Source organism: Marinitoga sp. 1138 (assembly GCF_013363265.1).
GTDB classification, from domain to species: domain Bacteria; phylum Thermotogota; class Thermotogae; order Petrotogales; family Petrotogaceae; genus Marinitoga; species Marinitoga piezophila.
Genome location: NZ_LBFA01000006.1, coordinates 298,060 through 324,031 on the forward strand (window position 1 = coordinate 298,060; position 25,972 = coordinate 324,031).

General features: G+C 28.5%; 20 protein-coding genes. 5 read left to right on the top strand and 15 right to left on the bottom strand.

Going from position 1 to position 25,972, the window contains the following annotated elements; genetic code table 11:
* Positions 1-10: 10 nt before the first annotated feature.
* From XO11_RS03330 to aspS, 14 genes are all read right to left on the bottom strand, one after another.
* Positions 11-1,516, bottom strand: a complete 1,506-nt coding sequence (locus XO11_RS03330) for a TrkH family potassium uptake protein (RefSeq protein ID WP_014296165.1) — start codon at positions 1,514-1,516, stop codon at positions 11-13.
* Positions 1,517-1,522: 6 nt separating this feature from the next.
* Complete coding sequence (locus XO11_RS03335) at positions 1,523-2,206, bottom strand: TrkA family potassium uptake protein (RefSeq protein ID WP_014296166.1); 684 nt, start codon at positions 2,204-2,206, stop codon at positions 1,523-1,525.
* Positions 2,203-2,634, bottom strand: coding sequence for an NAD(P)-binding protein (locus XO11_RS03340; RefSeq protein WP_014296167.1), 432 nt, complete (start codon positions 2,632-2,634; stop codon positions 2,203-2,205). Before XO11_RS03340 ends, XO11_RS03335 begins: the two co-directional genes overlap by 4 nt.
* A complete protein-coding gene (locus XO11_RS03345) occupies positions 2,624-3,310 on the bottom strand; it encodes a response regulator (RefSeq protein WP_014296168.1) in 687 nt (228 codons plus the stop codon). Before XO11_RS03345 ends, XO11_RS03340 begins: the two co-directional genes overlap by 11 nt.
* Positions 3,311-3,336: 26 nt before the next feature.
* Positions 3,337-4,731: an ATP-dependent protease ATPase subunit HslU gene (gene hslU, locus XO11_RS03350; protein WP_014296169.1), complete on the bottom strand. Its 1,395-nt coding sequence runs from the start codon at positions 4,729-4,731 to the stop codon at positions 3,337-3,339.
* A 130-nt stretch (positions 4,732-4,861) separates the two neighbouring features.
* Positions 4,862-7,753: a polysaccharide biosynthesis/export family protein gene (locus tag XO11_RS03355; RefSeq protein ID WP_014296170.1), complete on the bottom strand. Its 2,892-nt coding sequence runs from the start codon at positions 7,751-7,753 to the stop codon at positions 4,862-4,864.
* A gap of 20 nt (positions 7,754-7,773) precedes the next feature.
* Positions 7,774-8,232, bottom strand: a complete 459-nt coding sequence (locus tag XO11_RS03360; protein WP_175418160.1) for a tetratricopeptide repeat protein — start codon at positions 8,230-8,232, stop codon at positions 7,774-7,776.
* Positions 8,222-9,976: a hypothetical protein gene (locus XO11_RS03365; RefSeq protein WP_014296172.1), complete on the bottom strand. Its 1,755-nt coding sequence runs from the start codon at positions 9,974-9,976 to the stop codon at positions 8,222-8,224. Before XO11_RS03365 ends, XO11_RS03360 begins: the two co-directional genes overlap by 11 nt.
* Complete coding sequence (plsY, locus tag XO11_RS03370) at positions 9,976-10,572, bottom strand: glycerol-3-phosphate 1-O-acyltransferase PlsY (protein ID WP_014296173.1); 597 nt, start codon at positions 10,570-10,572, stop codon at positions 9,976-9,978. Before plsY ends, XO11_RS03365 begins: the two co-directional genes overlap by 1 nt.
* A 13-nt stretch (positions 10,573-10,585) precedes the next feature.
* On the bottom strand, positions 10,586-11,917 hold the full coding sequence (gene der / locus XO11_RS03375) for a ribosome biogenesis GTPase Der (RefSeq protein WP_014296174.1): 1,332 nt from the start codon (positions 11,915-11,917) through the stop codon (positions 10,586-10,588).
* Between the two features lie 15 nt (positions 11,918-11,932).
* Positions 11,933-13,492 carry a S1 RNA-binding domain-containing protein gene (locus XO11_RS03380; protein WP_014296175.1) on the bottom strand — a complete coding sequence of 520 codons (1,560 nt, stop codon included), beginning with the start codon at positions 13,490-13,492 and terminating at the stop codon, positions 11,933-11,935.
* Complete coding sequence (gene ispH, locus XO11_RS03385) at positions 13,485-14,336, bottom strand: 4-hydroxy-3-methylbut-2-enyl diphosphate reductase (protein WP_014296176.1); 852 nt, start codon at positions 14,334-14,336, stop codon at positions 13,485-13,487. Before ispH ends, XO11_RS03380 begins: the two co-directional genes overlap by 8 nt.
* A 5-nt stretch (positions 14,337-14,341) precedes the next feature.
* Entirely contained in the window at positions 14,342-15,010 is a 669-nt protein-coding gene (gene cmk, locus XO11_RS03390; RefSeq protein WP_014296177.1) for a (d)CMP kinase, read from the bottom strand.
* Positions 15,011-15,021: 11 nt separating this feature from the next.
* Positions 15,022-16,782, bottom strand: a complete 1,761-nt coding sequence (aspS, locus tag XO11_RS03395; protein WP_014296178.1) for an aspartate--tRNA ligase — start codon at positions 16,780-16,782, stop codon at positions 15,022-15,024.
* Positions 16,783-16,991: 209 nt separating this feature from the next.
* Here aspS and XO11_RS03400 point away from each other — a divergent pair, with 209 nt between their 5' ends.
* Complete coding sequence (locus XO11_RS03400; RefSeq protein WP_014296179.1) at positions 16,992-18,173, top strand: S-layer homology domain-containing protein; 1,182 nt, start codon at positions 16,992-16,994, stop codon at positions 18,171-18,173.
* A gap of 23 nt (positions 18,174-18,196) precedes the next feature.
* Here XO11_RS03400 and XO11_RS03405 read toward each other — a convergent pair whose 3' ends face one another.
* Positions 18,197-19,942, bottom strand: a complete 1,746-nt coding sequence (locus tag XO11_RS03405; protein ID WP_175418161.1) for an HD-GYP domain-containing protein — start codon at positions 19,940-19,942, stop codon at positions 18,197-18,199.
* Positions 19,943-20,002: 60 nt separating this feature from the next.
* Between XO11_RS03405 and XO11_RS03410 the strand changes: the two genes are divergently transcribed.
* The 4 genes from XO11_RS03410 (at position 20,003) to glgB (ending at position 25,969) form a co-directional block, all read left to right on the top strand.
* Positions 20,003-21,463, top strand: a complete 1,461-nt coding sequence (locus XO11_RS03410) for an alpha-amylase family glycosyl hydrolase (protein WP_175418162.1) — start codon at positions 20,003-20,005, stop codon at positions 21,461-21,463.
* A gap of 9 nt (positions 21,464-21,472) precedes the next feature.
* Positions 21,473-22,063: a transglycosylase SLT domain-containing protein gene (locus XO11_RS03415; protein ID WP_014296182.1), complete on the top strand. Its 591-nt coding sequence runs from the start codon at positions 21,473-21,475 to the stop codon at positions 22,061-22,063.
* A 68-nt stretch (positions 22,064-22,131) separates the two neighbouring features.
* A complete protein-coding gene (locus XO11_RS03420) occupies positions 22,132-23,382 on the top strand; it encodes a glycerate kinase (protein WP_014296183.1) in 1,251 nt (416 codons plus the stop codon).
* A 388-nt stretch (positions 23,383-23,770) separates the two neighbouring features.
* The gene (gene glgB, locus XO11_RS03425; protein ID WP_014296184.1) at positions 23,771-25,969 is read left to right on the top strand and encodes a 1,4-alpha-glucan branching protein GlgB; all 2,199 of its coding nucleotides are present in this window, start codon (positions 23,771-23,773) and stop codon (positions 25,967-25,969) included.
* The last annotated feature ends 3 nt before the right edge of the window (positions 25,970-25,972 follow it).

Genomic DNA, 25,972 nt, shown 5'->3' on the forward strand with positions numbered 1-25,972 from the left:
AAACTACCCTTTAAAAGGATTCACCTCCTCGAAATTCCTGTATCTTTATTTCTATTATATCTTTAATATCTCTTATCATTTTTATAATTGCAAAATATATTACAAAGAACTCAAGTCTACCTAAATACATACCTATTGTCTCAATCCAGATAACTCCAAGCGGAGAATCTGGAGTTGTTATTCCAATTGATAGTCCAACTGCTGATAATGCTGATGCATATTCAAAAAGAGAATCTTCCATTGAATAGCCGTATCCCAATAATACCATTACACCTATTGTATAAACAATAAAATACATAAATACAACCGCTATAACATCTTTTAATGTGTCATAGGAGATTCTTTTTTTGGATATTCCTTTGTAAACTTCTATATGAAATATGCTTCCTTCAGGTTTAAAGTATGTTTTAATTTGATGTACTATTATCTTCCATATAACAAATACCCTGAATAATTTCAATCCACCTGAAGTTGAATCCATCATACCACCAAGTATCATTAATATTGTCATAATCAATAATCCCATATTATTCCAGTTATTAAAGGTCACAGTTGAAAAACCTGTTCCCGTTAATGCCGAAATAGCCTGAAACGCAGAATGTCTTATACCATTTAAAGGGCCGTATAATTTATCTGTTGTAAAATAGGCTATCATGGGAATTGAAAATAATAAAATAAAAAACATTGTTTTGGGTTCCGGATTCTTTTTAAATAAATCTCCTCTTCTTAATGCTGCATAATGAACACCAAAGCCTGTTCCACCAGCTATCATTAATACCATTATTATTATTTCTGCAACAGGATTATTAAACTCTCCTACACTATCTATTTTTGTCGAAAATCCTCCTGTTGCTAAAGCTGTTAATGTATGATTAAATGCATCAAAGAAACTCATATGAGCTAAAATTGTTAATAATATTATTCCTATTCCAGCCCATGAAAGATAAATTCCAAAAATTATCTTTGCTGAATCTCGCAAATTCGGAACAACGTTATCCGTTCTTCCTTCCGCCTGGTATAAACCGACGCCAAGTGCTCCAGTTGCTATAACCATTATCAATGCAAAACCAGCACCACCAAAATATTGCATTAAACTTCGCCAGATAAGAAATATTTTGGGAATTTTTGTCACATCTACAAGGGTTAAACCTGTTGTGGTCCATCCGCTCGTAGATTCAAATATTGCATGATGTATATTTAATATTCCAGAAAATACAAATGGCAATGCTGAAAAGAATATTGATAATGTCCACACAAGAAATATTATTACTATTGCATCTTGAATGTTTATTGGTGCGTTTTCTGTTCCCCAGCTAAGCAATATAAAGAATGCACCTGTAAAAACAGTTATTAACCCTGTTTCAAAAAAACTATAAAATGATGGAAGATCTTTATATAAGATTATCGCTAATGTTCCAAATAACATCAAGGCTATCCCAAAGTATATTAGCATAGTGCCTGTGTTTTTAAATATTAATTTATATCTATGTTTTAGATTTGAAAGGTATTTTGGCATTTACTTTCATCCCTTCAAGAGTTTTAATTTTACTTCTGGAACTTTGTGTTTTAATGAGAATATAACAAGCTTATCTCCAGGTAATATTTCTGTATTTCCCTGAGGAACGAATATTTCTTCATTTCTTATTAGCATACTTACAATTGAGTTCTCTGGCAAATGAACATCTTTTAATTTTTTATTGGCTATATAATCCTGCTTTTTTATTCTAACTTCTATTATTGCCAGTTTATCTGCATATGGATTGAAGAAGCTTAAATTTGTTTGATACTCAATTGATGCCTCTATTAATTTTTCAATCCAATTTGTAATACTTACCGTTTCAATATGATTATTTAAAAATAGTTTTTCATTTTCTGGATAATTTACAAGAGATATTACTCTGATATCTTCATATAGGTTTTTTATTACCCACGAAACAACAAAATTAAGCGCATCATCATCAGATAAGGATATTACGCCTCCAACCCTATTTGGCGCCATATCAAGGCTTTCCAGAAAGCTAACTTCTGTTGGATCGTGCAAAATACCCTCAAGATTGGCATAATAGGCTTTTAAAGATAATATTCTATTAACATTTTGAGGTTTTGAGGATATATAATAAACGTTATGTCCCTGATATAAAAGATTTCTAACAATAGAATAGGCTATCGTATTTCCTTCAATTATATAAAAGATTTTGTTTTTCATAATGCAACACCTTCATTTCCTATTAATTCATCAACAGCATGTTCTATAGGACAGAATATATTGAGTCCTGCTTTTTCAAAAAGATTTTTTTTCTGCGGATCATTAACCCTTGCTATTATTTGAAGATTTGCATTTTTTGATTTGTATAATGTATTACATGCATTGGCAAGCATAAAGTTTAAATTATCATCAGGAGTTACTATATATATCAAATCTGCTTTTTCTGCTTTTACCTGTTCTAAAATAACTATATCAGAACTATCTACAACCATTGAAAATCCTGTAAAGTTGTATTTTTTTAATCTTTCCAATGCTTCTGGATCTTTGTCAACAACTATTACATTGTGTTCTTTAGAAAACTTTCTCGCTAATTCGGATCCCAATCTTCCACAGCCTATTATTATTATATATTTCATTTTATTTTTCATTTTCAAAATCCTCCAAAACACTTTCTATAGTATTTTGCAAATCTTTATCCTTAATAACCCCATCTGATAATGCCAATGCTGCTTTATAATGTTTTCTTAAAAGAGTTATGTTTTTCAATTTCTTCCAGTACAAAAAACCCAATAACATATGACTTTCATATCTATTGGGATTATCTCCCATTAATTTACTTATTTTATCTTCAAGGATAAAAAATTCAAGATTACTGTTTTCTGGAGAAAACTTCATTATTTCTCCTCTTAATTTTCTGTATTTCGATTCAAATGTTTCTCCTTGAAAGATAGATTCTGCCAGCATTATTGAAAATTCTTCGGGTACTATAGGCTTTTCTATCCAATCAACAACCCCTATTTTAAATGCCGATTTAATATAATTAAGATTCATTTTATTACTTACAACATATAATGGCGTTTTAGGTTGATATGCCCTTAATATTTCAAGGGAATTGACAATATTTTCACCGTGTAATTCTATTTCGCTAATTATAAGTGAAAATCTTTCTTTGAAATTTTCTTCTTCATTAATAAATTTGTTTAATTCTTCTGTGGTGTAAATTATCGTATTAATATATTCATCATCGCTTAAGAAGCTATGTATCATTTTTTCATACAACATAACAATTTCTGGCGAGTCGTCAATAATAAGAATTTTATGCATAATATTCCTCCTCTGGAATCATAAAACTATAAAACAAATTCGCTTAAATCCTTGTTATCTGCTAATTCTCCTATTCTCTGCCTTACATATTCTTTGGTTATCTGAATTTCAACTTCTGTTTCAAGTGGAGCTTCAAATGATACTTCTTCAAGCACTTTTTCAACTACTGTATATAGTCTTCTCGCGCCAATATTTTCAATTCTTTCGTTTAAATCAAAGGCAATTTTTGCAATTTCTTCAATTCCTTCTTCTGTAAATACAAGGTTCACTCCATCTGTTTCAAGCAATGCTTTGTACTGTTTTGTAATTGCATTTTCCGGTTCTACTAATATTCTTATAAAGTCTTTTTCTGTTAAAGCTTCAAGTTCTACTCTTATTGGAAATCTTCCCTGTATTTCCGGTATTAAATCAGATGGTTTTGCAACATGGAAAGCACCTGCTGCTATAAATAACATATAATCTGTTTTTATTGGGCCATGTTTTGTAATAACTGTAGTACCTTCTACTATAGGCAATAAATCTCTTTGAACGCCTTCTCTTGAAACATCGGGTCCTGATCCACCTGATCTTGCCGCTATTTTATCCATTTCATCAATAAATATTATACCTCTATTTTGAGCTCTATCTATTGCTTCCTGAATCATTTTTTCTTTATCTATTAATTTTTCTGCTTCAAGAGGTAATAATAATTTTCTTGCGTCTCTTATTTTTACTTTTTTTCTTTTGATTTTTTTAGGCATCATATTTGAGAACATTTCGCCAATTTGAATTCCCATATCTTCAAATTCAGGCCCCAATCCAGCAAACATAGGAGCTGGAGCTTCTTCAACCTCTATTTCTATTTCTATATCTTCTAATTCACCATTTCTTAATTTTTGTCTTAATGCTTCCCTTCTTTCAAAATTATCTACTGGTTCTTCTGGCTCTTCTCTTCTTGGCTGATTTTGACCAAACATATTAAGTAAGTCCATAAAATTACCTGCATTCATATTTTTCTTCTTTTTTACACCCATAATAGAGTCAAGAATAATTTCTTCAACCATTTTTTCTGCTTTATCCTGAACATTTTCCATCATTTCATTTCTGACCATATTTATTGAAACATCAACAAGTTCCCTTATCATTGATTCAACATTTTTTCCTACATATCCAACTTCTGTAAATCTTGTGGCTTCAACTTTTATAAATGGCGCATTTGCTATTTGAGCTAATCTTCTGGCTATTTCTGTTTTACCAACACCTGTTGGACCTATCATAAGTATATTTTTAGGCATAATTTCTTTTCTCATATTTTCTTCTAATTTTAATCTTCTATATCTGTTTCTTAAAGCAATAGCTACTGATTTTTTCGCTTCATTTTGCCCTATAATATATTTATCTAATTCTTTTACAATTTGTTTTGGGGTTAATTCAACTGCCATTTAATCCACCTCTTTCCTTAAATTAAAATTAATCAAGATAATTATACCATAAATATATTGTATTAATGGTAAAGAAAATATGAAAGTGGATGAAAAAAATGCCCGCAAAACGCGGGCATTAAAATCATTTTTACTTTCCTTGGATTATATTATTGATATTTGAATATGTTGCATAACCATTATTAAAGAAGCTCATAAAGTTGTTTACTATACTCATTACACCTAAAACATTTGTCATTGCATTTTTTGGAACAAAGATGATGTCTCCTGGTTCTAATAATTTATTCATTTCTTCTGGAACGTTTGATCCATTATAAAAATCTTTAAGATTTAATACAATCGGTGGTTGATCTGGACCATCTGTAAATAAATATACATTTGAAAGTTCTGCTGTTTGTTTATTAACCCCAGCTTTAAATAAAGCTTCTATAACATTTAATCCTTTTGTATAGGGTATCATTCCAGGTTTTAGAACCTCACCAAAGATATATACTACCTGATTGTGTGTACTTGGAATATATACTACTGTTCCTGGTTCCACTAATATTTTATTTAAATTTTCTACGGAATCTAAATTAATTTCTTTAACTTCTCCAGATTTCAAATACAATTTAATGACTTCTTGACTTCTCCAATCAATAGAAATTTGACCCAATAATTCTGTTAAAGGTATTGAGACCTCTGTTTTTATACTTCTTGGTGATGTATTACCAAGAATAGTTATATAATTTAGATTAACATCTGTTTCAACAGTTACATATGTTCCCATTGGAATTTTTGCCATTGGATTGTTAATTACGTCAGAATTTGTATATTCAGCTATTTTTTCATTGTTTTGATATATTGTTATAGTACCAGTTCTTGAAGGTGAGAACCCATCTACAGCACTATATAAATTAATTAGCGTTACATAATCTTGATTCTTAGGGGTTAATGTTTTTATCATACCATTTTTATATACAATTATGTTATCGTTTTGTGTTTTTACCACGTTTATATAAATAGGTTTAATAACAGGAATTATACTTAACTTTTCTTGAGCTTCTGCTCCATTTAATTTGTATACACCATTTTCATCCTTTATCACAATTTCATATTTTTTAGATGGAATAAATCCTGATTTTAACAAGATATCCCATATTGATTCACTGTATTTTGCAACATATGTTCCTGGAACTACACCTTCACCTAATATATATACATTTCTCTTAGAAGTTTCAGCTAATAAGGTCATTCCAGAATCTATAATATCGTTATATACTTTATTTTCTTCAATATAATATGTTTTAGAATAATTATCTCCCAATACTATTATTCTTCCGCTAAAATCGCTTCTAAAACCCCTTGCCCTTGCTATAATAGCTGATAAAGTCATTGGCTCTGAAAGGTTGAAATCCAATTTTCCATTATAATTAAATGCACCAAATAAATATACATAATTCTTTTTTATCTTTATTTTTATAATTGCTCCTGCTTTTAATTCTCCATTTTCAACTTCAAATGTTTTTACGTTATCCTCTAAAATACCAAGTTTTGCTAAGATTGTTTGTTTATCTATTTTTTCGTTTTTTGAAAATCTCATTGTTCTTGCAATATCACCTGTTATATATACAACTTTATCTATTGTTGTTACATCCACAAACATTCCTGGTTTAAAATCTATATTTTTTGTAGCTTCAATAGTTTCTTTTGTTTCAGGGTCAAATATTTTTATTATAGCTGAATCTTTATCTATTCCATATTTACCTATTAATGTATCTAAATCAAATTTTTCATTTTTTCTAAATACTATTTTTCCTCTTCCAGTCATATAAATATATTTTTCCTGAGAAATAAATTCTATGGACATATTATTTTTTAAATTTATATTTGTTGTAGCTTCAAAGGTTTCTTTTGTTTCTGGATCGTATATTTTAACCTTTGTTGTATCTTTATCAATACCTAATTTTCCAATTAATGTATTTAAATCAAATGATTCATTTGGTTCAAATATTATTTTTCCTCTTCCATTTACAAAAACATAATTTTCAATAGGAGTAAATTCTACAAATTGTCCAGGTGCAAATTCATAATTTTCTGTAACTTCTATTGGTTTTCCGGTTTTTTTATCATAAACTTTATATAAAACCTTTTTTGGATCTATTCCTAATTTTGCCATTAATGTTTTCAAATCAAAACTTTCATCTTTTTCAAATAATACTTTTCCACCTTTTTCATCAATTCCAAAAACATATACATATTTATCAAGCTTTTTTATAACAACTGTATCGCCTTTTTCAAGCATTATTTTTTTCGTTTTTAGCTCATCAAATGTTATGTTTAAGATATTATTTCCTCTTAAAATCATTATATTATTATCAAGCATTTGTAAATTTACTTCTGTTACAGATATTGCTTCAGAAATAATATCATTTAAAGTTATTCCATCATAAAATTGCAATGTTTTTATTCCAAAATCTGTATAAACAGTTATATCGTTATTATATTCAAAAGGAACAAGAATTGTAGAATTCTCTGGAATCATTGGATCGTCCTCAAGTAATAAACCTTTGAATAAATTTGTTATATCATATTTTTCTATCTTTCCATCAGGATATTTTACAATAACTTTAGAACTTTTCCATTCTACAGCAAATCCACCAGCTAACGCCAATACCTTTGAAAGACTTAACTGAGGTAAAGGCATTTCAACAATTCCCTGTTCTTTTACATTACCAATTATTTGAACTCTAAATGGAGCGTAATTGGTAATACCCAAAGTTATATTAGGTGATTTTATATAAATGGCCATTTTTTCTTTAATTTCATTTTCGAGCTGTGATATATCTTTACCTTCTGCTTTCATTCTTCCTATTGGTGGAACTGTTATCATGCCATCAGGACCAACAAGTATTTGTTGATTGGAATATTCTGGATATCCAAAAACCCATATTCCAAGAACATCTCCTTTTCTGATAGTATATTCTGAAAATGCAACTATAACCAATAATACAGTCAATAAAAGAACGAGTTTCTTCTTCATAAAAAAACCTCCCGCTATAATTATTTTTTTAATTTTATTATTTGCTCAATAAGATTTAATTCCTGATTTGAAAAGCCTTTTAATTTTAATAAATCTATTATTTCTTGTGCCTTAGAAAATTCCTTTAATTTTAAATATGATTTTAACAATAACATATTCATTTCCATAAAATATGATTTATTAGCCTTTACTTTAATACATTCATCATATTTACCGCTTTCAAACAGAGATTTCATTAGATAAAAAACTGTCTCCTCTGATTCAAGACCATTATCCATAGCCTTTTTAAAAAAATTCGTAGCTTTAAAATATTCATTTTTTATTAAATAACATACACCTAAATTATGTAAAGCTATCGTATTTTCAGGTTCTGCTTTTAAAGCTTTTTCATAATTTTCAATAGCAAAGTCTATATTATTTTCTTTTAATGCTAAATTAGCTATATTGATATAATAATTAATTTCCTTTTTATTCTGCAATCCCAACACCTTCCGAATAATAATACATAGTATCTGTTATCACTTTATTCCCAATATGTAAAAAGATTCTTACCGGTCTAATACCCGGTGCAATTGGAGGGAATATTTTATAATTTATTTTTTGAATAATCTTTTTTGAGTCTTTTATGTATTTTTCAAATAAACCAAAATCTTCTTTAGGAATAATTGCTCCACCTGTTAATTTTACCAAATTTTGAGTTTGTTCTGTTATATATTGATTTTTTACTATATATAACGATGTATTTGTAAATATAAACGGTATTATACTTGTTATATTAACATATTTATTTATGTCTGAATTTTCTTCATCATTTAAAATTACCACAGAATCATTTTTTATTTTTGGTAACATTTCAAGAAATAGATGTTCTGTATTATCAAAATAATAAAAATTCGGTTTCTCTAAACTTTTATTGTAATTAAACGCATACCTTCCCTCTGAATCGGTAATATAAATCTTTTTACTTATAAATTCTATAAAGTTATTTCCTGGATAAACAGTATTAATTTTTAAGTCTATTTTCATTTTTTCTGTATTAAATGCTATGCTATATATAAATATGTAAAACGGTAATGTTTCACTTTCAAAATCCACCATATCAAGCGAAGCCTGAAATTTGGTATAGTCAAATTTGGTTATTACACCATTTTTATATTTTAATAGATATGGAAATTTATAGAATTCTTTTAATTTTCCATCTTCAAATAAATATGTCTTATCATTCATAAAAGATATCAAAGTTATATTAAACGGCAAAGAGGCTATACTATATGGAAGGTGCTTGTTTTTTAAAATATATTGTTTTACAATCTTTTTTTCAAAAATAGAAAAATATAGCAATTTTTTGTTTTTTATATCTAAAAGCTTAATCTCACCATCAAATAATGAACCTGAAGTAATAAATTCATCATGAGACATTTTGAACTCTTCAATAACTTTTCCAGTATAATCTAACTCTAAAACACTATTTTTCTCATTTGAAAATACCCAGAACCTTCCCACTTTATCAATTCCAAACAATAATAGATTCTTTAAGGAACTAATTTTTGTAAACACATATTTATTCGATTTGGAAAAATTCTTCATTAAATATAATCCTGTATTTCCTGAAATATAAAAATAATCTGTTCTGTCATCATAATATATATTTATCGCTTCAAAATCATCGGAAATTATTTCATTTAATTTTATCCAGCCTTCAACTGTATTATTAGCATTTGTATAATATATCAATTTATTTTGAACATCAAGAAGATATATATACTCATTTATTATTTCAAAATCGTTTATAATATAAAACTTTTCGTTCGAATTAATTATATTTTTTACCTTAAATAATTCTTTTACTTTTAATTCAGGATGCTCTGCTACGCCAAATGTTTTAAGAGACGATATAAATTTGTTAAGCGATATTGTTTCGCTATTGGAGGGAGCAAAAAACAAAATATTGTTTAAATCTTCCTGTGCTTTATCAATCTGTCCAAGCAATAAATCTAATTTTGCTGCGTAATACCAGAAATATGGAACATCATTTAAATAAATTTCATTGGTCATTGCTTCAGATAACTTTAATCTTGCTTCATATCTATTACCAGAAAAAAAAGCCTGAAGGCTCTCCGAAAATAATTTTCGAGCCATTTTTTCGCTTTCTGTTAAATTTTGAGAATATGCAAAAATAGTTAGTACAATAAGAAATACCAGAACAATAAACTTATTTTTCATTATCTTACCGATTTCTTAATTATCTCTATGATATCTGTTTTTCTTTCATTTCCATTAATTAATCTCTGAATATTAGCTTTATGCATATATACACTTAACCCTGCAAGGGTAAGATTTAATATTCCCAATTCTTTTGAAAAAAGGAAACTAACAAATCCAAGTATTGTTAATGTAACTATAGAGGCCAGCGATACATATTTTGTAATTAACGTTATAGGAAGCCATATCATAAAAAACAACCATCCAATTGTAGGATTTAATGCAAAATACGTACCAACAGTGGAAGCCACTCCTTTACCACCTTTAAATCTTAACCATATCGGAAACAAATGCCCTAATACAGCAGCTAATGCCACTAAATAAGCTATACTTCCAGAAAATTTAAAGGCTAAAAATGTTGGACAAAATGCCTTAGCTGCATCAAGAACCATGCTTAATATTCCAGGCAAAGCCCCTGCACTTCTTAAAACATTTGTTCCTCCAACATTTCCACTTCCAACTTTGGTGATATCTATACCTTTTATTTTTGCCATAATATAACTAAAAGGTATAGAACCACATAAATATCCAAAAATTATCCATAATATCAAAGACAATTTAATCACCTCATTATTTCTTACGGTTTTTAAATTTTATAAATACAGGGGATCCAATAAATGGATCTATATATCTACGTATCATATTTTGAATAGCTCTTTGATATGATTTTGGTATTTCATGAGGCATATTGCTGAAAAATGTAAATACCGGTGGTTTTACATCAACCTGAGTTCCATAATATATCTTTATTCTTTTTCCTTTTCTAACTGGTGGTGGAGAAACCATCATAAATCTTTCCAATGCCGCATTTAAAGCGCTTGTTGGTATTCTTCTTGTATATGATTCATATGCGGTGTTAATTGCATCCATAAGTTTTTCTATTCCCCAATGTTTTACTGTAGAAGTGAATACAACAGGACTATAATTTACAAAATATAATTCTTTTTCAAACATTTTTAAATATTCTTCCACTCTTTTATCGTGATACTTTACTAAATCCCATTTATTAAATGCTATAACTGTAGCCTTACCTCTATTTTCAGCAGTTCCTATTACTTTTTTATCCTGTTGAGTAATTCCCTCTGTTGCATCAATTAAAAGAACCACCACATCTGAGTTTTCAATTGCACGTATAGTCCTAACAGTACTATACATTTCCACACTGCCGTATTTGGTTTTTGATTTTCTCTTTAATCCTGCTGTGTCAACAAAAAGATATTTCTGTCCATTTATTTCCACTAATTCATCTATTGTATCCCTTGTTGTCCCCGGAACATTTGAAACTATTGCTCTTTCAATACCTGTAATTGCATTAAATAATGAGGATTTACCGGCATTTGCTCTCCCAATTAGAGCAACCTTTATAATATCTTCATCATTTTCTTCTAACTCTTCCATATGCTCTGGAATTTTTTCAAATAATTTTTCTATTAATTCATCCAGATTTTTATTATGTTCAGCAGATATTGGAATTGGCTCTCCAAATCCTAATTTATAAATTTCTGGCAATACGTTTAATTCAAACTTTTCATATGATTCAACCTTATTTGCAACAAGAATTACTTTATCCTTTATTTTTCTAAGTGTGTTTGCAAGATAATAGTCTTCTGCGGTTAATCCATTTCTTCCATCAATTACAAATATTATTGAATCCGCTTCTTCAAGCGAATTCATAACTTTTTCTTTTGCAATAGCTTCTAATTCATTGGTAGGCTCTTCAAAAATACCACATGTATCAACTAAGGTGAAGGCACGCCCATCGTAGCGTGCCTCACTAAATATTTGATCTCTTGTTACACCTGGCATATCCATTACTATTGCTTTTTTTTCTTTTATCAACCTGTTAAATAAAGTTGATTTGCCTACATTTGGTTTCCCAATGATTAGTACAACTGGTTTCATTTATTTAATCACCTCTTATTCTTCTAATAAGCTAACAACCATACTTCCTTTTTGATCTTCAGCTTCAAATTCTATTTTAATTATTTTACCATTTACTGTACTTCCAATTTCCAATACATCTTTTATATCCTGATTTTCTTCAAGATTTATCTTTGATTTTGGAATAAATGCTTCTACTTCATATTCATCAACGATAATTACAGCACCTTTTCCAACATATTTTACCACTTTACCTGAAATTTCATCACCATTTTTTAATTCATTTGATACCTTTTTCCATGGATTTTCTTTTGCCTGTTTTACACTTAATTTTATTTTCCTATTTTCTTTATCTACATGTAAAACCTTTACTTTTACTTTATCTCCTTCTTTAAATAAATCTTCAACATTATCTACAAAATTCCAGGATAATTCTGAAACATGGGAAAATCCTGTTAATTCATTATCGAGTTTTATTATCAAACCATTTGGTAATATTTTTTCTACCACTCCATCTACAATATCGCCTTCATGCAATTTTTCATCAATATCTTTCCATGGATCTCCTAAAACCTGTTTATAGCTTAATGTGATTTTCTTTTTGTCTTTATCAATTGAGAGAACTTTTACTTTCACTTTATCTCCAACTGATACAACATCCTCAATTTTCCTTTTACCTGACCAGAAAATTTCTGATTCATGTACCAATCCTTCAATACCTTCACCTAATTTTACAGCAAATCCAAATGGGAATATTTCTATAACTTCCCCTTCTACAATTGAATCAACTGGATAATCTTTTTCTACTGTTTCCCATGGATCGTCTTTTAATCTTTTTACTGATACAGAAATTTTTCTATTTTCTTTATCAAGTTTTATAATTATACCTTTTACTTTGTCTCCTATTTTATACATTTCATTTATATCAACTTTTTTATCCCAGGAAATTTCGCTTTTTGGAACCAATGCTGTAATGTATGGATTTAAACTTATAAATAATCCAAATTCTTTTATTCCCGTAACTACACCTTCAACAAGTGTATTTAAATTATGTGTATTGAAAAATTCCTCGATATATTTATCTACCAATCCTTTTCTTGAAACTACAATATTTAATCTTCTTCTTCTCTCTTCTCTTTTAATTACAAGAAAATCCATTTCTTCTCTTGGAAATGGTTCATTTGGATTTAACATTGCAAGAGAGCCTGGCAAAAATGCTCTTACAACATTTTCAAGTTCTACTATATATCCTTTTTCAACTCTTTCTTTGATTTTTCCCTTTACTACTTTACCTTCTACAATTTCATCAATTATTTCGTCTTTCTTTGCAGCTTTTTCAGAACCAAAAGCCTGTCCTTCTGCATCATTAATTTTTAAAAGCTTTACCTTTATTTTTTCACCTTTTTTATATTCATCAATATTTTTTAATAAATAATCCTTTCCCACATAAACATCAAATGCTTTCCCTGGCGCAGAAACGTATACTCCATCAGAACTAATGGAAATAATCTCACCAGTTAATGTTTCCCCCTTTTTTATATGAAATTCACTTACTTCATCAAGCATCTTCTCAAACTCGTTTTTGTCTTCAACCATCAAAACCCCTCCTTAGATATTCAATGACTTCTTCTAATGATTTATTTGGTGTGGAAGTCCCTGTAAGAATTCCCACCCTATTATATTGTTTTGTAATCTGCATTTCTTTTAACTCATTAACCGAATCAATATGAACCGTATTTTCATTATATTTTTTTGAAATTTCATATAACTTTCGCGTATTGGAACTATGCTTTCCGCCTATTATTATAACAAATTCTGCCCAAATTGCAATATCTTTTGCTTCATTTTCTCTGATTTTCGTTTCATAACAAATTGTATCTTTAATTAAAATCTCATTATAATCGCATAATTTTACCATTTCTGAGGAAAAATTTTTGAAATTATTATAATCCATGGTTGTTTGAGTAATTATACATATTTTATCGCTTTTAACATATGTAGGTTCTCTTAAAATAATAACTTTTTCTTCATCTATGTTTCCTTTTAATCCTATCATTTCAGCATGTTCTTTTTTGCCATATGCAACTATAAAATATCCTTTTTTCTGCATTTCATATGCATATTTAAAAACATTTTCAACAATAGGGCAGGTTAAATCAACTATTTTTTTAAAATTCTTTTCTAAATATTCTTTATCTTTTTTGGGAACACCATGAGCCCTGATAATACAAATTGCTTCTCCGGAATCTTCCGGTAAAACATCCAAAGATTCAAAAGATAAAATTCCCCTATTTAACAAATCTTTTTTTACTTCATTATTATGAACAAGATCTCCATATAAATATACCTTTTCACCACTTTTTGAAAGCTCTACTGCTTTTTCGTATGCTCTTTGAACACCATAACAAAAACCTATTTTTGAGGCTAATTTTATTTCCACAAAATTCACTCCTGATTTATTTTTTTATTTATTATTTTACTAATTTCATCAACTACGGTTTTAATATCTTTCCCAGTAGTATCAACGGTTATTGCATCTTCAGCAGGTTTTAATGGAGCTATATCTCTTGTGGAATCAGCAATATCTCTTTTTTCTATTTCTTTATAAATTTCCTCATAATTTACATTTTTCCCTTTTTCAAGTAATTCTTTATATCTTCTTCTGGCTCTTTCTTCAATTGATGCTGTAAGAAAGATTTTCACGTCAGCATCAGGTAATACCACTGTTCCAATATCTCTTCCATCAATAACAACATTATGTATTTTCGAAAGTGATTTTAATATTTCATTAACCTTATTTCTTACTTTTTCATTTTTAGCTACTATAGAAGCTGCTTTTCCAATTTCAGGCGTTCGAATCTGCATTCCAAGCTTTTCGTCACCAAGATAATATTCACCATCAATTATTTTTATATCAAAGTCTTTCAATGCTTTTATTATATCATCTTCATTAAATAAATCAAAATTCATTTTTTTTACGAAATACCCAAAAGCTCTATATAATGCACCGCTATCAAGATAATATAAATTAAATATCTTTGCTATTTCCTTTGCTATAGTACTTTTTCCTGAACCCGCTGGTCCATCAATTGCCACTTTGAATGTTTTGCTCATTCCATGTCACCTCATAAATCTAATTTTATCTTTAATTCGTTTAATTGTTTTTCAGAAACTTCCGATGGAGCTTCTGTCATAGGATCTGAACCACTTGCTGTTTTCGGGAAGGCTATAACCTCTTTTATTGAATCCTCTCCTGCCATTACAGCAATTAATCTATCAAATCCTATTGCGGCTCCTCCATGTGGTGGAGGACCATATTTAAATGCTTCAATCAAGAATCCGAATTTTTCATTTATTTCTTCATCACTTAAACCTATCATTTCAAAGATTTTATTCTGAAGATCTTTTCTGTGAATTCTTATACTACCACTTGCCATTTCATACCCATTTATAACAAGATCATAACATTGAGCTCTTATTTTCAATGGATCTGAATCTGCATATTTTTCAAAATCATCAAGTTTTGGCATTGTGAAAGGATGATGCTCCGCAACAAGTCTGTTTTCTTCTTCATCCCATGCAAACATTGGAAAGTCTACAACCCATAATACATCAAATCCATCTTTCTTTTCCATCTCTTCTTTTATTAATTTAACCCTTATATGACCTAAAATCTTATTCACTTCTTCATTTTCTCCAACAATTAAGAAAGCTATATCGTTATCTTTTATAAGACCTTTATCAAATATATTTTTGATTTCATTTTCAGCTATTTTCTTAATTGAAGATTTTACTTCTCCTTTTTCATTTTTTATCCAGATAAGTCCACCTGCACCAACTGATTTTGCAAATTCTGTATATTCATCTATTCTTTTTCTTGAGAATTTATCTGCTTTTTCAGATAAAACTATTCCTTTGATTTTTCCACCATTTTCTATCACTTTTCTTATGAAATCTGCTTTTGTTTCTTTAAAGTCTTCGCTAAAATCATTAATTTCAAGGCCATATCTTGTGTCTGGTTTATCACTGCCATATTTATTCATCACTTCATCGTATGTAAATCTTCTTAAAGGTGTTTCAAGATCATAATCTAATAATTCTTTAAATAATTTTTTTAATAACCCTTCTGTAAGTGTTAAAATATCATCCATTTCAACAAATGACATTTCAAAGTCTATTTGTGAAAATTCAGGCTGTCTATCTGCTCTAAAGTCTTCATCTCTAAAACATCGTGCAATCTGGAAGTATCTATCAAATCCAGAAACCATTAACAATTGTTTAAACAATTGTGGTGACTGAGGTAATGCATAGAAATTACCTGGTTTTAATCTTGATGGCACTAAAAAGTCTCTTGCACCTTCAGGGGTACTTTTAGTTAAATATGGTGTTTCTATTTCCAAAAAGTCATTTTCAGAAAGGTATTGCCTTACAATTTGTAAAGCCTTATGCCTCATTACAAGATTTTTTTTCATTCTATCCTTTCTTAAATCAAGATATCTATATTTTAATCTTAGATTTTCTGAAATTTCCTCATCTTTATTTACATAAATAGGCGGAGTTTCTGATTCTGATAATACTTCCATATCATTTACGTCAATTTCAATTTCACCAGTTGGCATATTTTTATTAATCGCATCGTCAGGTCTTTTTCTTACAACACCTTTTATAGCTATTACATATTCATTTCCTATTGTTTTTGCAATTTCATAAATTTCTTTATTTTCAGGATCTATAACAAATTGAACCTTTCCAGAAATATCTCTCAACAATCCAAATTTAATTCCTCCAAGATCCCTTATTCTTTCAACCCAACCATTCAGGATAACTTCCTGACCTATATTTGATGAATTTAAATTCCCACACTTATGTGTTCTTTTTAATTTCATTTAAACACCTCCAGATAGATTTTTATATAATAAATTTAGGATTTTTCTTATATTTACAGGGAAAATAACAGTGAAGAAATTTTTCTTTATAAGTATATCATAAAAATATGTCTAAAAATACCAATTTATTTTACCATTTTTTTTGATTTTTGTGGTAAAATAAGATATGAGACTTAAGAAAATAATAAAATTTTTTGGAGGTGTATAGGATGAAAAAACTATTAATCATTCTTATGGCGTTAGCATTGGCAGTAGCATCATTTGCTGCAACAACATATAAAGATGTCCCTGTAAATCACTGGGCATACGATTCAATTGAAAGGTTATCTTCACTTGGAATTATAGAAGGCTTTCCAGATGGAACATATCAGGGATTATCTCAGGTAAACAGATATCAGTTAACTGTTGCTTTAGATAGAGCATTAAAGTATGTTGAACAACAGTTATTTGCAACTCTTGCTGAAAAGGTTGTTGAATTAGATAAAAAGGTTAACGAATTATCAAAACAACAGGGATTATCAAAAGATGAAATCAATGCAATGATAAAAGCTCAATTGTTAAATATGGATACAAAAGAATTCAACTCAAAAATTACACAACTCGAAAATTCCGTAAATGAATTAAAAAGTGCGTATGACGTATTAAGCTTTTTAAGTTCAAAAACAGATGCTGTAGAAAAAGAAGTTTCAACTTACGATGCAAGAATTAAATCTTTAGAATCACAGGTTGCAGAATTAAAAGCTCTTTATTCTTCAGTTGAAAGCGTTAAAAAAGATTTATCAGCAAATAAGTCAGCAATGGAAACTTTAGGAGTTCTCGCTAATAAAGTTGCTGCTTTAGAAGAAAAATATAATAATGAAATAATGAATTTAAATGACAAATTTGCAACAAAAGATGATGTTGAAGCAACAGTAAAAGAATATCTTTCCGATTACGCAAAAATTTCTGATTTAGAAACCAGATTTGTAAAATCAGAAGATTTCAAAGCTTTAGAAATGGAATTATCTTCTTTAAAATCAAAAGTTGATGAAAATGCTAATTCAATAAATGCATTTAATACAAAATTGGATAATTATGTTACTAAAGATACATTGAAAGATTATGCTATGCTTTCTGATCTTAAAAAATATGCAACTTTAGGAGACTTAAAAGATTATGCATTAAAAACAGATTTAACAAGATATCTTGAAGTTTCTGCTTTAGATACAAAATTATCAAATTATGTAACTGCAAAAACATTTAACGAAAAAATCGAAGAATTAAAAGCAGATATTTCAGATAGCACAAGCAATAATGATCAATTAAAGAAAGACGCTGGATTTGCCAAGACATTAGGAATTATCTCTGTATTAATTTCAATTGGAGCTGTTGTTATCGCTTTTACATTGTAATAAAAAAATAAAAAAGCCGTGTTTCACAACACGGCTTTTTTATTTTTTATTTCCTGGATTATATTTATTATTTCTTCTTTTGATTCAAGAAACACATCAACCAATTCCGGATCAAATTTCTTTCCTTTTTCATACTCTATTATTTTAAATGCTTCAGAATATGTATATGCTTTTCTATACGGTTTTTCTGTAATTAACGCAACAAATGTATCTATTATACTCACTATTCTACTTTCTATTGGAATACTCTCTCCTTCTATTCCATATGGATATCCCTTTCCATCCCATCTTTCATGATGAGAAATAATAATCATTGCAGCTGTTGAAAAAGGCTTTAAAGAAATTTCTTTTATCAATAAAAATCCTATTTTAGGATGTTTTTTTATTATTTCCCATTCTTCATCTGTTAGTTTTTCTTTTTTTAATAAAATGCTATCTGGAATATAGCTTTTTCCAAGATCATGTATTTTTGCACCTAAATACAGATTTTTTAATTGTAGCTCTTTCATTTTTATTTTTTTTCCTATTAAAATAGAAATTTCTCCCATTAATTCCACATGCTTATAATTATATTCTTTTATTTCAGCCAAAACACCAAGAACGCTAAACAAAATTTCCAGTTGTTCAAAATAATTTCTTTTTAAATTTTCATTTTCAATTGTTTTTATACTTAAATCATTAAAAAGAAAATTTAATGATTCTTTTAAAGGTTCAGATTCAAATGTCATATCTTCAATTATCTTTTTTACTTCAAATTTAAAATTTTGATATGTAATCTTTCCATATGAAAATTTTTTAAATGCCGATAAAAAGTTTATTATCCCTGCATTTTCTTTATATAATTTTTCATTTTCATTTCTTAAATACTTATTCTCTTTTAAAAGATTTTCAATAGGTTTCTCAAGCAAATAAATCTTCTCGTTAAATAAATTAAATATTTCATCAAATTCTTTTACTTTTGATGGTTCAAATTCATTTTTTAAAATTTTACCCGTATTATAATTTATATGTATCTCACTTATTTTTTTTACATTATCCTTAAAAACTCCTGTAATATATTTATAAATAATATAATGAAACACAAGTGCAAATAAAAATGCCAGAATAAAAGTATACAAAATAGTTTGTGCATAATCTCTTATAAACCCAAAAATATTCGGTTTATAAAACGTATAAATCTTTAATAAATTTTCATTTTTTAAATTAAAAAATTCAAAATCACTCAAATAAGTTCCATCTCTTCTACAAATTTTTTTTACACAAATTTCTTTTTTATTTTTTTCATATAAATCTCTGTTTCCATATATAAAATTTCCATAATTATCAACTATATAATAATCAAAAAACAGATTTATATTGAGAAATCTGTTATCAAATAACGTTTCAAAATTTAAACTAATATACTTATATGTATTTTTATATATTAAAAGAAATATAGGTTTAGGGTTTTCAGAAACTATATAATATAAATTAACATCATATATATTTTTAAGGAATTTTGTTTTTTCTATTCTTTCTGGTTTTTCCACTTCTTCAATAATATTTGTATTCTCTTGTGAATAAACAAAATCAATTATTTCATTTTCAAAATCATTTATAATTATGGAATCTACCACTTCTATTGTTAATTTGATATTTTCATAAAATTTATCTATTTGCTCCTTTTGTTTCAAAAAAGATGATATGATAAGGAAAGAGGAGAAAATTAAAATTAATAATGCGAGAATATATATAATCGTTATTTTATACATGGTCAATTTTTGTTTCATATTATCACCTCATAATAGTCTCAATATGTATTATATCATAAATTATGAAAGGGGATTTAAATGATTTTCTATGAATTATTTGTTCGTTCATTTTTTGATTCAAATGATGACGGAATTGGAGATTTAAATGGTATAACTCAAAAATTGGATTATTTACAAACACTGGGAATAGATGGAATATGGTTATTACCAATTATGAAATCAGCTTCTTTTCATGGCTATACTATTATTGACTTCTATTCGATAAATCCTTTATACGGTAATTTTGATGATTTAAAAAAATTAATAAAAATAGCACATGAAAAAAATATAAAAATTATTTTAGATATCCCAATTAATCACACTTCTGTAAAATGCCAGTGGTTTCAAAAAGCTATTAATGGAGATAAAAAATATGTCGACTATTATGTATGGCAAAATGAAAAAACAGATATAAACGAAAAGAGACATTGGGACAACAGTCCAATATGGTTTAAATACAAAGATAAATATTTCTATGGTTTATTTGGCTCTTCCTCGCCAGATTTAAATTTCGAAAATCCTGAGTTATGGGAAGAAATGAAAGGTATTTTTAAATTCTGGTTAGATCTTGGAATTGATGGATTCAGACTGGATGCAGCAAAACATATCTTTGATTACAATATAGAAAAAGGAAAATTTGAATATCAACATGAAAAAACCATTAAATTCTGGAAGGAAATGGTGGATTATATAAAATCTATAAATGAAAATTCCATTATTGTTAGTGAAATCTGGGATTCACCAGAGGTGGTTAAAAAATATCATGGACTATTTGATATCGAATTTAATTTTCCATTATCCTATGAAATAAAAGATGCTGTAAAGTTTCAAGATCCCCATTTATTGGTAAAAGGCATTAAAAATACATTATCCCATTATATAAAGGGGAATGTTGAATCTGTTTCGGGCAACTTTTTAACAAATCATGATATGAATCGCCTTGTTTCAGAATTAAATAACGACATCAATAAAGTTAAATTAGCTTATTCAATATTATTCACGCTTCCAGGATATCAATTTATATACTATGGCGAAGAGCTAGGAATGAAAGGATTAAACTTAGATGTAAACTTTACAGAAGATTCTCAAGAACCATTTCAATGGTATGAAAACGGATTTGGACCCGGTCAAACGGAATGGAAAGGTTGTAAATATAACCCGCCATATTCAAATATTTCATACGAATCAGAAAGAAATGATATAGACAGTCTTCTCAATTATATAAAAACATTAATTAAATTTAGAAAAGACAATATCTGGCTTTCTAATGCCAGAATAGATAATATAAGAAACAACAGATACTTTATTTCGTATTCATTAATAGGTAAAAACAACAAATTTGATGTTTATCATAATTTTAAAAATCAACCTATAAATATAAACATCAAAAATACCGAAATACAGCTATTAAATGGTTCTTTTGTAAAAAACAAAAACATTATAAAACTCAATGGACATTCTACAATAATTATAAAAAATATAAAAAATATAAAAAATTAAACGGAGGTGATGTTTATAAAAAAACATCTTATTATCATCTTAATACTTGTAGTAAGTATTCTCAATTTTGGAAATGATAAGAATTATAACCTTACAAACGAAACAAATTTAAAAATCTTTTTAATGGACTTTATGAACCGAGAATACAAACTTACTACAGGAAAAGAATTAAAACCAGAAAGAAAAGTAGCATTAGCAGAAGGCATTTTATTAGCATCAAAGGAATTTAACATTTCACCAATTCTCATAGCCTCTATTATCGATATTGAAACGAGTTTTAGAAACGTTATAGGAAAATATGGAGAGATTGGATACATGCAAATTCGTGCTGAAACAGCTAAATATATTATTGAAATGTATTATGACAGATTTGAAAAATACGGCTACAAATCCACAGATTTAAAATGGATAAAGGATAGATTATTATTTGATCCTAAATATAATATTCTTGTAGGAACTGCTTATTTATCTTATTTACAGGAAATACACGGTGATATAACCCATGCTGTAGGATGGTATAATGGCGGAGGTAATTCCTATTACTTAGAAAAGGTAGTATTTAAAATTGCACAAATTACAATAGAATATCCAATTATTTAAACAAAACCCTGCAAAAATGCAGGGTTTTTTATTATTATGTTATAATAAAGATGAAAGGGGGAATTGCTATGGCCGAGAAAGAACTAAGAGAAATTATTTCCCATACCATTAATTCTGTATTACCCGAAAATGCCGTAAAAAAACATATAAGTAAATTTTCAGAAATTCAAAACAATAATAAAATATTCTTATTATCAATTGGAAAGGCTGCATGGAGAATGGCTAATGCTGCTAAAGAAATATTAAAAGATAAAATAAAAGATGGTATAGTTATTACAAAATATAAGCATAGCCTGGGAAAAATCGATTCACTTGAAATCTTTGAAGCAGGACACCCAATACCAGATGAAAACAGTTTAAATGCCACAAAAATCGCAATTGAAAGAATTAAAAAGTTACCAGATGATTATATTATTTTATTTTTAATATCCGGTGGTGGTTCAGCGTTATTTGAAATGCCAGAAGATAATATTACATTACATGACATACAGAATATTACCGATCAACTTTTAAAATCTGGTGCTGAAATTAATGAAATAAACATGATAAGAAAAAGACTTTCTAGGGTAAAAGGTGGAAAATTTGCTAATTTAATTTATCCAAAAAATATATATGCTCTTGTATTGTCCGATGTACTTGGCGATAATCTTGAAAGTATTGCTTCCGGTCCAGCCTATCCTGATAAATATACATACAATGACGTGTTAAATGTAATAAAAAAATATGAGTTAAATATTAATGATAAAATACTTTCACTCCTGAAAAAAGAAACACCAAAAAATATTCAAAATGCCAAACATATAATAATTGGAAGTGTAAGACTCGCCTGTGAAGAAGCTATAAAAAAAGCTAAAGAATTGGGATATAATACATTATTGCTTACTTCCATATTAAATGCCGAAGCAAAGGAAGCTGGAAAAATCTTTGCTGGAATTGCCAAGGAAATAATTACAACGGGAAATCCCTTAAAACCTCCTGCTGCAATAATCGCTGGAGGAGAAACCATAGTTTATGTTAAAGGAACTGGTTATGGTGGAAGAAATCAGGAATTATCATATTCTTTTGCTATTGATATAGAAGGTTTTGAAAATGTTTATTTTTCTTCCTTTGGAACAGATGGAACAGATGGTCCTACAGATGCAGCAGGAGGAATTGTAAACGGAAAAACAATAACTAAAATTCGAAAAAAAGGGCTTGATCCTGAAATTTATTTAGAGAATAACGATACCTATAATGGGTTAAGTGAAGGTGAGGCTCTTTTAAAAACCGGTCCAACAGGAACCAATGTCAATGATATAATGATATTACTTGTTGATTGAAATATAAAATCCTCTGAAGAATATATTATTTTTACAGTGTCCAATAATTTAAAAAAGCGAAAACTCGCAGATTGCCTGAAAAAATAGCGAATGGAACCGGTCAAAATCACATGGATGTGATTTTGAGTGAAGACGAACATGGACGTGAGTCTGCAACGACCGGTGGGAATGAGCTATTTTTGAAGATTTGCAATCAAGGTTTGAGCGTTTTTAATTATTGGACACTCAAATATTATTTTCAGAGGATTTTATATTTTTTTTAATATTTTTTATACTTTCTATTGACAGCGCAAAAAAATGTGTTATAATTAAAGAAAGACAAGTAAAAGGAAAAATCTTCTTTTTTCTTTGATTTTCTCAAAAGCTAACCGTGTAAGGGGGTATTAATATGGGAAGCATGCTTAATGATGAAATGTTAAAAATAGTAAAAGCTGAGCATCATGACCCGTTTTCAGTTTTAGGAATTCATAAATTAAATGAAAAGGAAATTGTTATAAGAACATTTCACCCTTTTGCTGAAAAAATAGAAATAATCAATTTAGATACAAAAACAAAAAGAAAATACAAAATGGAAAAAATACATCCAGATGGATTATTTGAAAAAGTTTTAAAAAGAAAAACATTCTTTAAATATGAATTTTTATACACTGATTCAATTGGAAATAGCTGGAAGTCACGGGATCCATACAGTTTTCTACCTGTTCTTACAGACTATGATCTGTATCTTTTTAATGAAGGAAATAATCATAAGATTTATGAAAAGCTTGGTGCTCATCCAATGGAAATAGATGGTGCAAAAGGAACATATTTTGCAGTATGGGCACCAAATGCTAAGAGAGTAAGCGTAGTTGGTAATTTTAATAATTGGGATGGCAGAGTTCATCAAATGAGAGTTCTCGGAAGTTCTGGAGTCTGGGAAATTTTTATTCCATTGGTTCAAGAAGGAGATATTTATAAATTTGAAATAAAAACACAAACCGGGGAATTATTATTAAAGGCCGATCCATATGCAACATATACTGAATTGCGTCCTAAAAATGCTTCCATTGTTTATGATTTAAATAATAAACACAGATGGAATGACAAAAAATGGATGGATAAAAGAAGAGAAACAAATTGGTTTGAAAAACCTATTTCTATTTACGAAGTTCATCTTGGTTCATGGAAGAAAAAAAATAATGATGAATTCTTAAATTATAGAGAACTGGCACATCAGTTGGTTGAATACGTAAAAAAACATGGATACACTCATATTGAAATTATGCCAGTTTTAGAACACCCTCTTGATGAATCGTGGGGATATCAGGTAACAGGTTACTTTTCACCAACAAGTCGTTATGGAACACCTGAAGATTTTATGTACTTTGTTGATTATATGCATCAACATAATATTGGAGTTATACTTGATTGGGTTCCAGGGCATTTTCCAAAAGACGCACATGGCTTAGGAAAATTTGATGGAACAGCCTTATATGAACATATGGATCCTCGATTAGGAGAACATCCAGATTGGGGAACATATATATTCAATTATGGAAGAAATGAAGTTAAGAATTTCCTTATATCCAATGCACTTTATTGGCTCGATAAATTTCATATAGATGGCTTAAGAGTTGACGCTGTGGCTTCTATGTTATATCTTGATTTTAGTAGAAAAGAAGGAGAATGGATACCAAATATTTATGGCGGTAGAGAAAACCTTGAAGCAATAGAATTTTTAAAATACTTTAATTCAATTACTCATAAATACTTCCCTGGAATATTGACTATCGCTGAAGAATCAACTGCATGGCCAGGAGTATCTAAACCTGTAGATCTTGGCGGTCTCGGTTTTTCCATGAAATGGAATATGGGATGGATGAATGATTCATTGAGATATATGGCCAGAGATCCATTATTTAGAAAACATCATCAAAATGAATTGACTTTTTCACTGGTATATGCATTTTCGGAAAATTATATACTCGTTTTATCTCATGATGAAGTTGTTCACGGAAAAGGTTCTATGATAAATAAAATGCCCGGGGATTACTGGCAAAAATTTGCTAATTTAAGGTTATTCTATTCTTATATGTTCGCACATCCAGGAAAAAAATTATTGTTTATGGGCAATGATATAGCTCAATTTAATGAATGGAATTGTAAAAAAGCACTTGATTGGAATTTGTTAGAATTTGATTCTCATAAAAAGATGTTAAAATTAATCGATGATCTTAATAGGTTGTATAAAGAAAACCCCGAATTATATGAAGTTGATTATTCGCCTGAAGGATTTGAATGGATAGATTATAATGATGCTGAAAATAGTGTTATTTCATTTATTAGAAAGGGTAAAAATCCTGATGAATTTATTGTTGCAGTATTTAATTTCACACCTGTTGTAAGATATGATTATAGAATAGGTGTTCCAAAACCCGGATTTTATAAAGAAATATTAAATACAGATTCTGAAATATATTGGGGAAGTAATGTAGGAAACCAGGGCGGAATATATGCAGAGCATATTCCATTCCACGGAAGAGAATACTCAATTAATATTACCTTACCTCCTCTTGCAGGAATATATTTTAAATGGAAGAAACAATAATTT